The 14,018-nt window shown below is 70.5% G+C and carries 13 protein-coding genes; 5 read left to right on the top strand and 8 right to left on the bottom strand.

The window, feature by feature from the left end; genetic code table 11:
* Positions 1–6: 6 nt before the first annotated feature.
* The 5 genes from ACPPVO_RS29715 to ACPPVO_RS29695 all read right to left on the bottom strand — a co-directional run bounded on the left by ACPPVO_RS29715 (position 7) and on the right by ACPPVO_RS29695 (position 4,988).
* The gene (locus tag ACPPVO_RS29715; protein ID WP_426514425.1) at positions 7–870 is read right to left on the bottom strand and encodes an ABC transporter permease; all 864 of its coding nucleotides are present in this window, start codon (positions 868–870) and stop codon (positions 7–9) included.
* Positions 867–1,640, bottom strand: coding sequence for an ABC transporter permease (locus ACPPVO_RS29710; RefSeq protein WP_426514720.1), 774 nt, complete (start codon positions 1,638–1,640; stop codon positions 867–869). The genes ACPPVO_RS29715 and ACPPVO_RS29710 overlap by 4 nt, the downstream gene beginning before the upstream one ends.
* 95 nt (positions 1,641–1,735) lie before the next feature.
* The gene (locus tag ACPPVO_RS29705) at positions 1,736–2,896 is read right to left on the bottom strand and encodes an ABC transporter substrate-binding protein (protein WP_426514424.1); all 1,161 of its coding nucleotides are present in this window, start codon (positions 2,894–2,896) and stop codon (positions 1,736–1,738) included.
* Positions 2,897–2,982: 86 nt separating this feature from the next.
* Positions 2,983–3,357, bottom strand: coding sequence for a pyridoxamine 5'-phosphate oxidase family protein (locus tag ACPPVO_RS29700; protein ID WP_426514423.1), 375 nt, complete (start codon positions 3,355–3,357; stop codon positions 2,983–2,985).
* Positions 3,354–4,988, bottom strand: coding sequence for an ABC-F family ATP-binding cassette domain-containing protein (locus ACPPVO_RS29695; RefSeq protein ID WP_426514422.1), 1,635 nt, complete (start codon positions 4,986–4,988; stop codon positions 3,354–3,356). Before ACPPVO_RS29695 ends, ACPPVO_RS29700 begins: the two co-directional genes overlap by 4 nt.
* 148 nt (positions 4,989–5,136) lie before the next feature.
* On the opposite strand from ACPPVO_RS29695, the gene ACPPVO_RS29690 reads away from it, so the two are divergent.
* Positions 5,137–7,545: a DHA2 family efflux MFS transporter permease subunit gene (locus ACPPVO_RS29690; protein WP_426514421.1), complete on the top strand. Its 2,409-nt coding sequence runs from the start codon at positions 5,137–5,139 to the stop codon at positions 7,543–7,545.
* Positions 7,546–8,152: 607 nt separating this feature from the next.
* Here the strand turns inward: ACPPVO_RS29690 and ACPPVO_RS29685 are convergent.
* Positions 8,153–9,313 (bottom strand): NAD-dependent epimerase/dehydratase family protein, encoded by a 1,161-nt coding sequence (locus tag ACPPVO_RS29685; RefSeq protein ID WP_426514420.1) that lies wholly within the window; start codon positions 9,311–9,313, stop codon positions 8,153–8,155.
* Positions 9,314–9,390: 77 nt separating this feature from the next.
* On the opposite strand from ACPPVO_RS29685, the gene ACPPVO_RS29680 reads away from it, so the two are divergent.
* On the top strand, positions 9,391–9,819 hold the full coding sequence (locus tag ACPPVO_RS29680; protein ID WP_426514419.1) for a MarR family winged helix-turn-helix transcriptional regulator: 429 nt from the start codon (positions 9,391–9,393) through the stop codon (positions 9,817–9,819).
* Positions 9,820–9,982: 163 nt separating this feature from the next.
* Here the strand turns inward: ACPPVO_RS29680 and ACPPVO_RS29675 are convergent, their stop codons facing one another.
* Positions 9,983–10,501: a general stress protein gene (locus tag ACPPVO_RS29675; RefSeq protein WP_426514418.1), complete on the bottom strand. Its 519-nt coding sequence runs from the start codon at positions 10,499–10,501 to the stop codon at positions 9,983–9,985.
* Positions 10,502–10,798: 297 nt separating this feature from the next.
* Between ACPPVO_RS29675 and ACPPVO_RS29670 the strand changes: the two genes are divergently transcribed.
* Positions 10,799–11,041 (top strand): PspC domain-containing protein, encoded by a 243-nt coding sequence (locus ACPPVO_RS29670; protein WP_426514417.1) that lies wholly within the window; start codon positions 10,799–10,801, stop codon positions 11,039–11,041.
* 421 nt (positions 11,042–11,462) lie between these two features.
* Complete coding sequence (locus ACPPVO_RS29665) at positions 11,463–12,143, top strand: alpha/beta hydrolase (protein ID WP_426514416.1); 681 nt, start codon at positions 11,463–11,465, stop codon at positions 12,141–12,143.
* Here the strand turns inward: ACPPVO_RS29665 and ACPPVO_RS29660 are convergent.
* On the bottom strand, positions 12,079–12,609 hold the full coding sequence (locus tag ACPPVO_RS29660; protein ID WP_426514415.1) for a hypothetical protein: 531 nt from the start codon (positions 12,607–12,609) through the stop codon (positions 12,079–12,081). The genes ACPPVO_RS29665 and ACPPVO_RS29660 overlap by 65 nt on opposite strands.
* On the opposite strand from ACPPVO_RS29660, the gene ACPPVO_RS29655 reads away from it, so the two are divergent.
* The gene (locus tag ACPPVO_RS29655) at positions 12,598–13,827 is read left to right on the top strand and encodes an ATP-grasp domain-containing protein (RefSeq protein WP_426514414.1); all 1,230 of its coding nucleotides are present in this window, start codon (positions 12,598–12,600) and stop codon (positions 13,825–13,827) included. The two genes, ACPPVO_RS29660 and ACPPVO_RS29655, sit on opposite strands and share 12 nt — an antisense overlap.
* Positions 13,828–14,018 lie beyond the last annotated feature (191 nt).

Genomic DNA, 14,018 nt, shown 5'->3' with positions numbered 1-14,018 from the left:
TACCGCTCATGTGTCACTCCGTGAGGTTCGGCGCCGGTCCGCCAGGGACACGACGAGCAGCAGGACCCAGGTGAACAGCAGGCTGGCGGTGGAGACGGAGACGGACAGCTGCCCGTTCTCGCCCGATATCTTGACCAGCCACGTGGGGAGGGTGTCGAAGAGCAGGATGCTGGCGATCGTGTACTCGCCGAGGACCAGCCCCAGCGTGAGGAACGCCGCGCCGAGGACCGCGCCGCGCAGGTTGGGCAGCAGCACCCGCCACACCACGTCGAACCAGGACGAGCCGAGTCCGCGCGCCGCGTCCACGAGCGTGCGGGCGTCGATGGCGCGGATGCCGGCGTCCAGCGAGCGGTACGCGAACGGGGTGGCCAGCACGATGTACACCACGATGAGGATGATCGGCAGTTCCGGGTCCTGCGAGGAGACCAGCGCGTCGCCGAAGGGCGTGCCGGCGAGCTGGTCGGGGCCGAGCGCGAGCATGTCGCGCACGCCCGCCACGAGCGCGATCGGCGGGATGACCAGCGGCAGCAGCGACAGGCCCTCGACGATCGGGCGCAGTTTCGGCAGCCGCAGCGTGACGGCGAGCATCGCGGGCACGGTCACGAGCAGGACGCCGAGGACGGTCAGCACGGCCAGCGACAGCGACCGGCGCAGCGCCTCGGCGAAGCCCTCGGCCTGGGGGATGCTGGTGTAGTACTCGCCGGTGACCCCGCCGTTGACCTTGTCCTGGATCGTGAACCAGATCGCGGCGGCGAGGGGGACCAGGAAGTAGACGCCGGCGATGGCGAGCACGACGATCCGGCCGAAGTTGGTCCTCCGCCCGGGCTTGCGGACGGCCTCGGCGACCGGCCGGGTCAGGACCGCGGTCATCGCAGCCACCTCGCGGTGCGCCGTTCGATCGTCCAGTACGCGGCCATCACGACGCCGACCGTGACGATCATCTCGATGGCCAGGGCCGCGCCGACCCCGGCGTTGTCCGCCGACACGTTGCCGGACAGCGCGTTGGCGATCTGCAGCGTGACCAGCGGGACGGTGCCGCCGACCATCGCCTGCGCGGTCGCGAACGCCGACAGGGAGCCGCAGAACAGCAGCAGCGCCCCGGCCATGACCGGCGGGGCCAGCAGCGGGCCGGCGACGTGGCGCCAGTACTGGGCCCGCGTCGCGCCGAGGTTCTCGGCGGCCTCCGACCACTCCGCGCGCACGCCGTCGAGGGCGGGGGCGATGACGATGACCATCAGCGGTACCAGGAAATAGAGGTAGACGACGGCGAGGCCGCCGAACTGGTAGAGGCTGAACGGCGAGTCGGCCAGGTCGAAGCCGGTCCAGTCGTGCAGCAGGCTGGTGACGATGCCGGCGTTGCCGATCGTGGCGATGAACATGAACGCCAGCGGTACGCCGCCGAAGTTCGCCAGCACCCCGGACGCGGTGAGCACCAGCCGGCGCAGCACCGTCCCGCCCGAGAGGACGGCCCGCGCGACGAGCAGCCCGGCGCCGGCCCCGAGCACGGCGCAGACCACGGAGAGCTTGACCGAGCCCCAGAACGCCGAGCGGTACCCGGAGTTGAAGGAGCTGGCGAACGAGTCGCCCTCGAACGCGCCGGTCGCGAGCGCGATCACCGGCAGCACGAGGCCGACGAGCATCACGATGAGGAACGGTGCGACCGCGAGCCACGGGCCGCACCGCCGGACACGGCCCGCGAGGGACCGTGTCCGGACGGCGGGTGCTGCGGGGGTCGTCACCCGGTCAGCGCCTTCGTCCAGCCGTCGGTGAGGACCTTCTTGGCCGCGTCGATCTGGTCCGGGCTGGGCAGCTCGGACTTGCTGGCGTCGACCTTCGGCAGGGCGGCGACGAGGGTGGCGTCGGCCTTGCCGGACGCGGTCATCTTCGGCAGCCGTACCGGCCGGGCCGAGCCCTTGAGCCACAGGTTCTGGCCCTCGTCGGAGAACAGGAACTCCTCCCACAGCCGCGCGGCGGCCGGGTGCGGGGCGGTCTTGTTGATCGCCTGGCAGTAGAAGTTGCCGTAGACGCCGTCGGTGGGCACGGCGACCTTCCAGTCGATGCCCTTGGCCTGCAGCTCCTTGGTGTAGCCGGCGTTGAGGTAGTCCCAGTCGATCGAGATCGGGGTCTCGCCCTTCTCGATGGTGGCCGGGGTGGACTCGACCGGGATGTAGTTGCCGGACTTCTTCAGCGCGGCGAAGTAGTCGATGCCGGGCTGGATGTTGGTGAAGCTGCCGCCGTTGGCCAGGGCCGCGGCGAAGACGCCGGCGAACGCCGAGCCGGACTTGGTCGGGTCGCCGTTGAGGGCGACCTTGCCCTTGTACTCGGGCTTCTTCAGGTCGGCCCAGGTCTGCGGGCAGTTGGCGATCTTCTTGGCGTCGCAGCCGATGGAGATGTAGCCGCCGTAGTCGTTGAACCAGGCGCCGGTGGCGTCCTTCTGGTTTTCCGGGATGTCGGCCCAGGTGGCGACCTTGTACGGGGCGAACAGGCCCTCCTTCGCGCCCGACTGGGCGAACGCGCCGCCGAGGTCGAGCACGTCGGGCGCGCGGTCCTGGCCCTTGAGCGACTTGACGGCGTTGATCTCGTCCTGGCTCGAGCCGTCGGGGTTGTCGCTGTTGACCTTGATGCCGTACTTCGTGCTGAAGGTGTCGATCAGCTCGCCGTAGTTCGCCCAGTCCCGCGGCAGCGTGATGACGTTGAGCTGGCCCTCGGCCTTCGCCGCGGTGACGAGGGCGTCGAGGCCGCCCAGGTCCTGCGCCGACGTCGCCGAGGCGGCGCCGGTCTTGTTGTTCTGGGCGTCCGCGGCCTTCTTGGACGAGCCGCAGCCGGCCACGGCGGCCACCACGGCCACCGACAGCAGGCCGGCGACGAGTCCGCGCCGGACGATATTGCGCTGCATGGAATGCTCCCGATGATGAGGAGCCGAAACGGCTTCGGCGGGCTCAGCGTCGGGTCGGGTGCTTGCCTGTTGTTGAACGCTGGATGTCAGTTCGGACGATAGGTTCCCAACACCCTCAGTACCGTGACCATGATCACGACGCGGTCGGGATTCTCGCGCGGCTGCTTGTATCTACGTGCGTATCTGCGCTCGGCGTCTCGCACTGCTTCCGGATCGCGTTCGATCACGGCGTAGCCCTCTATGGTGCTCCAGCGCCGTCCGTCGATCTGACAGATGGCGATTTTGCCGGTGTACTCGATATTGCGGACTTTTTGCGATTTGCCGGATGTGATGATCCAGGCCTTCGCGGTTTCCGGGTCGTAGATCGCGCCCACCGGCACGCTGTGCGGCGTCCCGTCGCGGCGGATCGTCGTCACCGTGCACAGGTGGCGCTCGGTCCAGAACTCGGCCAGCTCGCTCACGACGCGGTCACCTTGCCGTCCTCGACCCGGATGTGCCGGTTCGTGTGTACCGCCTCCAGCATCTGCCGGTCGTGCGTCACCAGCAGCAGCGTGCCCGGGTAGTTGTCCAGGGCCGACTCCAGCTGCTCGATCGCCGGCAGGTCCAGGTGGTTGGACGGCTCGTCGAGCACGAGGAGGTTCACGCCCCGGCCCTGCAGCAGCGCGAGCGCGGCCCGGGTCCGCTCGCCGGGGGAGAGGGCGGCGGCCGGGCGGTTCACGTGGTCGGACTTGAGCCCGAACTTGGCCAGCAGTGTCCGCACATCGGCGGGATTCTGCTCCGGTACCGCCAGCCGGAACGCGTCGAGCAGCGAGTCCCCGCCCTCGAACAACCGCCGGGCCTGGTCCACCTCGCCGACGACGACCCCGGGGCCGAGGTGGGCCCGGCCCTCCTCCAGCGGGATGCGGCCGAGCAGCGCGCCGAGCAGCGTCGTCTTGCCGGACCCGTTGGCGCCGGTGATCGCGACCCGGTCGGCCCAGTCGATCTGCAGGTCGACGGGGCCGAGGGTGAACGTGCCGCGGCGTACCACCGCGTGCGACAGGGTGGCCACGACCGCCCCGGCCCGCGGCGCGGCGGCGATCTCCATCCGCAGCTGCCACTCCTTGCGCGGCTCGTCGACGACCTCGAGGCGCTCGATGAGCTTCTCGGTCTGCCGCGCCTTGGCCGCCTGCTTCTCCGTCGACTCGATCCGCTTCGACTTGCCGATCTTGTCGTTGTCGGGCTGCTTGCGGCGGGCGTTCTTGACGCCCTTCTCCATCCAGGCGCGCTGCATGCGGGCGCGCGCCTCGAGGTCGGACCTCTGGTCGGCGTAGTCCTCGTAGCGCTCCCGGGCGTGCCGCCGGGCGATCTCGCGCTCCTCCAGGTAGGCCGAGTAGCCGCCGCCGTAGAAGCGGATCAGCTGCTGGTGCAGGTCGAGCTCGAGGATCGCGGTGGCGGTGCGGGTCAGGAACTCCCGGTCGTGGCTGACGATCACCGCCCCCGCCCGGAGCTGTTCGGTAAAGCGTTCCAGCCGTTCGAGGCCGTCGAGGTCGAGGTCGTTGGTGGGCTCGTCGAGGAGGAAGAGGTCATAGCGCGACAGCAGCAGGCTGGCCAGGCCCGCGCGGGCCGCCTGACCGCCCGACAGCGCGGTCATCTCCAGGTCGAGGTCCACGGCCAGGCCCAGGTCGGCCGCGGTCTCGGCGGCCCGCTCGTCCAGGTCGGCACCGCCCAGCGCCAGCCAGCGTTCCAGGGCGACGCTGTACTCCTCCGCCGCTCCCTCGTCGCCGCTGAGCGCCTCGGCCGCGGCGTCCATACGCGCCTGCGCCTCGGCGACGCCGGTGCGGCGGGCCAGGAACGCGCGCAGCGTCTCGCCCGGGTGCCGGTCGGGCTCCTGCGGCAGGTAGCCGATGGTGGCCGTGGGCGGGTTGAGCTGCACGACGCCCTGCTCCCGGGGGAGCAGCCCGGCGATGGTGCGCAGCAGCGTGGACTTGCCGGCCCCGTTGACCCCGACCAGGCCGATCACATCTCCGGGGGCCACCACCAGGTCCAGGCCGCTGAAGAGCGCCTTGTCCCCGTGTCCGGCCGCGAGATCCTTGACCACGAGCGTTGCAGCCACGCCGTCTTTCCTCCATTTTTGTCGTACCTCGGGTCTAGTGTCCCTGGTGCATTCAGGGTGGTCGCCGCGCCCCTTCGGCGATCGAGGAGTAGCGTGAATTCTGAAACGCTGACGGATCGAAACGGCTTGCTCTAACAGGAGAGACGCCTTGAGCACAACAGCACCTGCGGCCGCGGGGGAAGACACCGAACTGACCCACCGCCAGATCGTCACGATCCTGGTCGGACTCATGATGGCGATGTTCCTGGCCGCGCTAGACCAGACCATCGTGTCGACCGCGATGCGCACCATCGCCGACGATCTCGGCGGCTTCTCGTTGCAGGCGTGGGCGACGACGGCGTTCCTCATCACCTCGACGATCTCGACGCCGCTGTACGGGAAGCTGTCGGACATCTACGGCCGCAAACCGTTCATCCTGTTCTCGATCGGCATCTTCATCGTCGGCTCGGTGCTGTGCGGCATCGCGACCTCGATCTACGAGCTGGCCGCGTTCCGGGCGGTGCAGGGCATCGGCGCCGGCGGCCTGTTCTCGCTCGCCTTCGCCATCATCGGCGACGTGGTGCCGCCCCGCGAGCGCGCCAAGTACCAGGGGTACTTCCTCGCCGTCTTCGGCACCTCCAGCGTCCTGGGCCCGGTGCTCGGCGGCTTCTTCGCCGGCGCCGACAAGATCGTCGGCATCACCGGCTGGCGCTGGATCTTCTACATCAACGTGCCGATCGCGGCCGCGGCCTTCTTCGTCGTCATGCGCTTCCTGCACATCCCGCACCGCCGCCAGGACCACCGCATCGACTGGCCCGGCGCGGTGGCGCTCATCGTCTGCCTGGTGCCGCTGCTGACCGTCGCCGAGCAGGGCCGCGAGTGGGGCTGGGGCTCCGGCCGCTCGCTGCTGTGCTACGGCATCGGCGCCCTCGGCCTGGTGCTGTTCCTGCTGGCCGAGGCCGCCTACAAGGACGAGGCGCTGCTGCCGATGCGGCTGTTCAAGGGCCGCACGTTCTCGGTCGCCTCGATCGCCAGCTTCATCCTGGGCATGGCGATGTTCGGCGGGCTGCTGACCCTGCCGCTCTACCTGCAGATCGTCAAGGGCGCGACCCCGACGAAGGCCGGCCTCATGCTGCTGCCGCTCGTGCTGGGCATCATGACCGGCTCGATCGTCTCCGGCCAGACCATCGCCCGCACCGGCCGCTACCGCCTCTTCCCGATCGTCGGCTCGGTGCTGATGCTGGCCGCCCTCGGGCTGTTCTCGCAGATCGGCGCGGACACGCCGCTGTGGCGCACGATGCTCATCATGGCCCTGATGGGCCTCGGCCTCGGCGGCAACATGCAGCCGGTCATCACCGCCGTGCAGAACGCGGCCAACCCGCGCGAGATCGGCGTGGCCACGTCGACGGTGACGTTCTTCCGCTCGATGGGCGGCACCCTGGGCGCCGCGGTCTTCCTGTCGGTGCTCTTCAGCCTCCTGCCGGACAAGATCAAGGGCGCGTTCGGCGCCGCCCAGTCGAGCCCGGACTTCCAGGCGGCGGCTCGGGCCCACCCGGACCAGGCCCAGGCGATCCAGCAGATGTCGAAGGCGGGCTCGGCGGCCACCTTCAACGACACGTCCTTCCTGAACAAGCTCGTCGCCCCGCTCGCGCACCCGTTCAAGGTCGGCTTCTCCGACTCGATGAGCATCGTGTTCATGGTGGCCACGGGCATCATGGTCGCCGGCCTGATCGTCATCCTCTTCCTGCCGGAGATCCCGCTGCGCTCGATGTCGGCCGCACAGCAACGGGCGGCCGAGGACGCCGCCGAGTCGGGCGCGGGCTCCGCCCAGGCTCCTTCGGGCGGCGCCGCGCCGTCAACCACACCGGCGTCGCTCAGCGGTGCCGCGCCGTCGACCGCATCCGCGTCGCTCAGCGGCGCCGCGCCGTCGGGCGCACTCGCATCACCCAACGGCGGTTCGCTGTCCGGCGCCTCCGCGTCGCCCGGCGGCGGCTCGGTGTCCGGCGCGCACAGGTCTTCGAACGGCGGCTCGTCCGTGTCCGCCGACGATGGCTCGCCCGCGTCGCCGAACGGTGGCCCGGCTGCTTCCTCGCTCGCCGGCTCGTCAGCTTCTCCGGGCGGCGGCTCGACTTCCTCGGCGGCGGCCGGCTCGCCCGTGTCGTCCAACGGCGGCTCGGCTGCTTCCTCGCTCGCCGGCTCGGCTGCTTCGTCGGTCGCCGGCGCGCCGGCTTCTTCCGGCAGCGGCTCGCCCGTGTCTTCCAACGGCGACTCGGTTTCCTCGGCGGCGGCCGGCTCGCCCGCGGCCGCCGGCTCCGCCGCTTCCGCGGTTGCCGGTTCATCGGGGTCCTCAGCCGGCGGCTCGACGGCACCCTCCTACGGCGGCTCCCCGACAACGGCCTTCGACGCGACTGCGTCAACCGGCGGCAACGGCGCCACGTCGGCGGGCGGCGCCCACGAGGCCGACGGGACGGCCCCGCCGATCGACCACACGCCGTCGCATGCGGCAGACGGCGGTGCCCACGAGGCCGAGGGCCAGGCGACCCCGTCCCCGGAGACCCCGCCGCGCCACGCTCGCTGACACCTTCGGCAACGCCGGGCTCTGCTTGAGGCCCACCCGCGCCGCCGCCCGCTGAAGATCCGCCAGCGGGCGGCGGTTCGCTGGGAGCGCGCCCACGCCATGTTCGCTACTGCGCGGCGCTGCCCACGCCGGAGGCCGCCCGCACCTCGTTCGTTGCCAGTCGGCCAGCGGGCGGCGGTTCGCTGGGAGCCCGCCCGCGCAATATTCGCTGCCGGGCGGCGCTGCCCCGTTGGAGCCCGCCCGCACCTCGTTCGCTGACAAACAAAGACGCGGCGGCTCCCTCCATTGGAGCCGCCGCGTTCTTTGGTCTGGTAGTTGTGACGGACCGGCCCGAGCACGAGCTGACTCGCCGCCGTTCCAGTCACTGACGTTGCTCGTACTCGGGCGCGGCTGGCCCTGGTCGCGCCGTTGTCCACGTATCGCCGTCCGTGACCGGATCATCGGAATCTGGAACAGGTCGCATGTCCCGTGGTGTCGGTGCGTGTTCGGTCGAGACCCTCTACACCGACTACGTCGTCGAGTGGCGACGCACCTGTTCCGTTCAGTCACTTAACCTAGCATCCTAGGATGCTCTAGCGGGTGTGGCCCGGGTCCCGTGCTGGTCTTGTCACCGCTCATGCCCGGCCGCGAGCCAGGCGAGGTAGTCCGCGACCGCTCGTTCGAGAGGCCACTGCGGCGTCCAACCTTCGGCGGCGAGCCGATCGGTGTCGAGGTAGGGGAGTGGCCCCGGGCTGGAGGCCCCGTCCGCGAGCGCCGGCTCCGCCTCGGGGTACACGGCAGCAATCGCCGCGGCCACCTCGGCGTTGGTGGTCGCACGCCCGGACCCCACGTTGTACACCCGATGCCGCAGCGCCGGAGCCGTGGCCAGCAGCGCGAGGGCGGCGCCACAGTCCCGGGCGTACAGAATGTCGACCCCATCCCCGGCGTACACCGTCCCCGGCCCACCCGCGCCCCGACGACCACCGCCTCCTTGGCCGCCGTCCCGGCCGGTGTGGTCATGCGCTTCCTCGCGGGGCGATTGCGCGTGGTCGCGGAGTCCCTCGTCGCGCTGCTCTTTGCCGTGGTCCTGGAGTTCGGCGCCGCGTGCTTCGGCGCGGTCCTGGGCTTGTTCATCGGTCTGGTCCTGGGCTCCCTCGCCACGCGGTTGGGTGCGGAGCTGGTCGCCCTTGTCGCCCTGGTGCTGGGCTTCGTCCCCGCGCCGTTCGCGTTGGGCGGCCGCGGCGTGGATCAGGGCCGGGGCCGCGATGAAGGGACTGGCGGTGCGGCCCTGCGGACCCCAGATGCCGCCGATGCGGGCGACCACGACGTCCAGACCGCTGGCCAGGGCGAGGATCTCCGCCGTCTTCTTCGACGCCGGGATGGGGTGCGGCGACGCGAGGGGGAGCGGGGCTTCCTCGCGCCAGGGGTACTCCTCGACGCCCGCGTACACCCCGATCGTGCTCGCCAGGACCACGCGCTGCACATCCCACTCGGCCGCGGCGCGAAGGATCGCGAAGGTCGCCGCCGTGTTCTGTTGCAGGTCGTCCAGCGGTGTCCCGCCGAGCGGCGCGGCGGCCAGGTGCACGATCGTGGTGATGCGGTGTTGCCGGCCGAGCGCGGAGAGTGACTGCGGGTCGGTGCAGTCGACGACCGCCGTCCCGACCCCGGAGGGTATGAGCGATGATGACTTCGGGTGACGGGATGCGGGCAGGGCGGGCGCGCCGAGGTCGAGCACGGCGCGGGTGGTGTGCGTGCCGATGAAGCCGAGGCCGCCGGTAATCAGGATCAAGGCGCAGGTCTCCCCAGGTCGCAGCGATCGATAGCGTGCTAGCGAAATGTAGCCGGGAAAGTCGTTAGCATGCAAACGTGGCTGACCTGATCCGATTGCTGACCCGCGCCCACAAGCTGCTCCGTGCCGCGGCCGACGAGGCGATGAGCGCGCACGGCGTACGGATCGGCCAGAACCTCGTCCTCGAGGTGTTGTGGGACCGTGACGGCCTGTCACCGGGAGAGCTGGCCGCGCGCCTGAACGTCACCACGCCGACGGTGGTGAACACGGCGACACGCCTGGTGAACGACGGCCTGATCGAGCGCCGCCCCGACCCGAGCGACAGGCGTCTGGTCCGGCTGTACCTGACCGAGAAGGCCCGCGCCGCCCAAGCCCCCATAACCGAAGCCCGCCGGAACCTGGCCGATCACGCGTTGGCGACGCTGACCGAGGAGGAGCGCGAGGTCATGGCGGTCGCCCTCCAGAAGATCATCGACCGCATGCAGTCACCGCCGACGCCGACGTAGTGGTGCGCGCGCCCGCCGCTGAAGGGCGTGCAGGCTGTCCGTGACAACGCGTCGGTCGCGCCTTCCGGGAGCTCGGACGGTTCCGGTAGTGCCTGCGCCGCGCTTCGACCCGTTGGTTGTGAGCACGTGGCCGCCGTGCCATTGCTGGCGCGGCGGCCGGCGTTCAGTTCGCGGCGCGCCAGTTCTGGCGGGTGATGAGGACGCGGGCCTCGTCGGAGTACTCGGCTTCGACCGTGACCGCGTACTGCCCGGCCTGCAGTGAGCTGCGCGAGGTGAAGTCCCGGCGGCCGCCGGTGAGCGCGTGGGCGATCGCGCCGAATACGCCGCCCCACAGTGCGCCGATGAGGATCGTCGTGAGCAGGACGCCGAGCCAGTTCGAGTTGCTGAACAGCGTGAAGAGGATGCCGACGAAGAGCCCGAACCAGGCCCCGCTGGCGACGCCCGCGAGCGCGGCCCGCCCGATGGTGAGGCGGCCGAGGACGTTCTCGACCAGGCGGAGGTCGGTACCGATGATCGCGGTCCGCTCGACGGGGAACCCATTGTCGGAGAGGTAGTCGACGGCCTGCTGCGCCCCGGCGTAGTCGGCGAAGCGGGCGACGGTCACGGTGCTGCGGTCGAGCTCGACGAGCTCGTCGATGTTCGGGTCGGGCTCGGGGGGTTCTTCCAGTGGAGGCGTCGTCATGCGGGTCAGGGTAGAGATGTCCGGGTCATCCCGCCCGTCACGCCACGACGATTTGAGCGGACCGTCATCGCCCTGGCATCCAACAGCCCTCTCCGCGAGCCGGCCCTCACCGAGCGTGCCGCAGCCAGCCGGACGAGTCACGCAGGCCGCCGACCCTGAGGTCGTGGGCCGCCCCCTCGGGGTCGGTCGCCGGGCGACCGCGCCATCACACTGCGGAAGCATCCGGGGCGTGACTCAGGGGTTCTTCGGGGCGTCACCCGAGGTTGTCGGGGAACGTCAGCGGGCAACCTTGCAGGCATGACCGACATCAAGCGCCTCCGCCGATCGCGATCCGACCGAACCGTCGCCGGCGTGCTGGGCGGCATCGCCGAGTACCTCGGGACCGATCCCACCATGGTCCGCGCCGTGTTCCTGCTGTCCATCCTGCTGACCGGCGGCCTGGCCGTCCTGGCGTACCCGATGCTCTGGATCGTCATGCCCGACTCCCCGCCGTCGCCGGTGAGCCCCGCACCGAACGATCACCTGACCTACGGCGCGTGAGCACCAGCGGACTTTTTGGGTGTACCTCCGGCAGCAGACCGCCCGCGCAGACGCGAATGCGGAGCGCCCGCTCCTACGCCCAATCGGCCCGCCCGCTCCTACGCCCAGCCGAGCCCGCCCGCTTCTACGCCTAATCGGCCCGTCCGCTCCACGCCCAACCGGGCCCGCCCGCTCATACGCCGAATCGAGCCCTCCCGCTTCTACGCCCAGTCGGGCCCTCCCGCTCCTACGCCCAGACGGACGGTGCGGCCCGTACGCCCGCTCGACGCACCGCACGTAGGCCGTCTCGGAGGCGTCCCGTACGCCCAATCCGGACACCCCATCCGCAATCGATCCGGGAAGCGACCGTGCAGCACGGTTCGAGGCGCCGCTGTTGCCGGTGAGCACTGCGCCGGACGATCATCTGCCCTATGGTGCGTGAGTGGCCCGTGACATCTCCGTGACGATTCAGTCGCGGATCGTGCCGCCCTCGGTGCCTCCGGTGAGCGAGACGGTCCTGCTGGCGCACGATGGGCCGGAGTATGAGCGAGTTGCCGGCCTCACCGGCCGCTTCCCGCACGAGCACGTCGCGCTGCTGTCACCGGGCAGTCGCAATGAGTGGTACTCGGCCAACCCGGCTTACGCCACCGCTCTCACGCACAATGTGTTACCGAAGCTTCCGCCCGGGCCGGTGGTCGGCCTCGGTGCGAGCCTCGGCGCGCTGGCCCTGCTCCACGCCGAGACGCGCCATCCGGGCAGCTTCGCCGGGCTGTTCCTGCAGTCGGGGAGCTTCTTCACCGCGGAGCTCGACCCGCAGGAGGCGGGCTTCCCGTGGTACCGCCGCATTCTTGCCTTCGTCCAACGCGCCCGTCCCGTCCGATCCCGCGTCGTGCTGACGTGCGGCAAGGACGAAGAGAACCTGCTCAACAACCGGGCGATGGCGGCCCGCCTCGGCGTGCCGCTGCTCGAGGTGCCAGGGGGTCACTCAATGACCACCTGGCGTGACGCGCTCGATCCGCACCTGCACCGTCTCCTGCAGGAGGTCAACGATGACCACGTCAGAACCCACCGTGACGATCCCGCCGCCGACCACCCAGACGCCGGCGGGACCGCCGTTGTCTGATCCGCCAAGTACCGGAGCTGTGCCAGGCCGACGAGCCGGCGGCGCCGAACCGACGCCCTCGACCCAAGGTGATCCGGACCGCGCCGGTTTCACGGACCGCGCCGGTTTCACGGACCGCGCCGGTTTCACGGACCGCGCCGGTTTCACGGACCGCGCCGGTTTCACGGACCGCGCCGGTTTCACGGACCGCGCCGGTTTCACGGACCGCGCCGGTTTCACGGACCGCGCCGGTTTCACGGACCGCGCCGGTTTCACGGACCGCGCCGGTTTCACGGACCGCGCCGGTTTCACGGACCGCGCCGGTTTCACGGACCGTGACGGTGTTGCGGCGCCCTCGGAGACGGTGACCGCTGATGATGTCGGCGCTGCGGCCGAGGTTCGGACCGGTGGGGGCGTGCCGCGGCAGCGGGTGGCCGGCAAGCCTTCGCCGGCGGGGGAGGGCGGCGACCCCGGCGTGCGTGAGCATCTCGTCGGGCTGCTGCTGGGCACGGAGCAGGACTGGCCGCGGGCGTACGAGGCGCTCGTCGGACGGCTCGGGACGGTCACGGCCGGTGACGGGAGCCGGCATCGACTGCGGACCGAGCGGGTCACCATCGAACCGTTCAGTCTTCGTGACCGTCCGGCCCATCAGCTGGTCATCGACCGGCTCGCCTACTGGTACTACCACCCGCGCGAGTGGCTCAAGAAGATCGCGCTCATGGACGACGTGTACCTGCTCAACAGCCCGTTCACGTTCCAGTCCATGGAGAAGCACGCGGCCTACTGCGCCATGATGCGGCTCGGGCTGCACGTGCCCGAGACGGTCCTCGTGCCGTACAAGAACCCGGTCGACCATGCGAAGTGGGCGTACACCGCGGAGCGATACAACCGGCAGTTCGACCTCGACGCCGTGGCGGAGCGCCTCGGGTACCCGCTGTTCATGAAGCCGTACGACGGCGGCGCCTGGGTCGGCGTGTCCCGAGTCGCCGACAGCGAGCAGTTGCACACCGCCTACGACCAGTCAGGCGAGCGCCTGATGCACCTGCAGCAGTCGATCGAGCACTACGACGTGTTCACGCGGTCGCTCTCGGTAGGCCCCGAGACCATGGTCATGAAGTTCCGGCCCTCGCTGCCGATGCACGAGCGGTACGAGGTCGCGCACGGGTTCCTCACGGACGAGGTCGGCGACGAGGTCGTCACGATCTCGCGGCTGGTCAACGCGTTCTTCCGCTGGGAGTTCAACTCCTGTGAGTGCCTGGTCCGTGACGGTGTGGTGTACCCGATCGACTATGCGAACGCGTGCCCGGATGTCGCGCTGACGAGCCTGCACTACTACTTTCCGTTCGCGATGACGGCGTTGCTGCGCTGGTCGGCGTTCTGCGTGGTGACCGGCCGGCCGGCGCGCCTGGACATGGACTCGGCGCGCTACTTCGAGATCGGCGACAACACGCCCGACTACCGTGAGAAGCTGCGTGGCTACCGGGCGCTGGCCGACGAGTACTTCGAGATCGACCGTTACCGCGAGTTCTGCGACACGACGCTGCGTCACGTCCCCGAGCTGGTCGCCGAGTGGGTGAGCTCCGCCGAGTTCGACGAGCTGCTCGTGAGCACCGTCCGCACCACGTATCCGGCCCACGAGCACGATCGGTTCATCGCCCACTTCCGCGGCCTCCTCGGACAGTGGCGGCACGAGAACGCATCGTAGCCGGCGCGATGCCGCTGGCTGGCGGCCCGCCCTCGGGGTGTTAGGCCCGCCCTCGGGGTGCTACTGCGTGTGGCGGCCCGCCCTCGGGGTGTTAGGCCCGCCCTCGGGGTGCTTCTGCGTGTGGCGGCCCGCCCCCGGGGTGTTAGGCCCGCCCTCGGGGTGCTTCTGCGTGGCAGGCCGCCCTCAGGGTG

Origin of the sequence: Dactylosporangium sp. McL0621 (assembly GCF_049995355.1) — a bacterium.
Taxonomy (GTDB): Bacteria; Actinomycetota; Actinomycetes; order Mycobacteriales; family Micromonosporaceae; genus Dactylosporangium.
The sequence above is the reverse complement of the archived record's forward strand: the minus strand, read 5'-3'. Positions and strand labels throughout refer to the sequence as shown.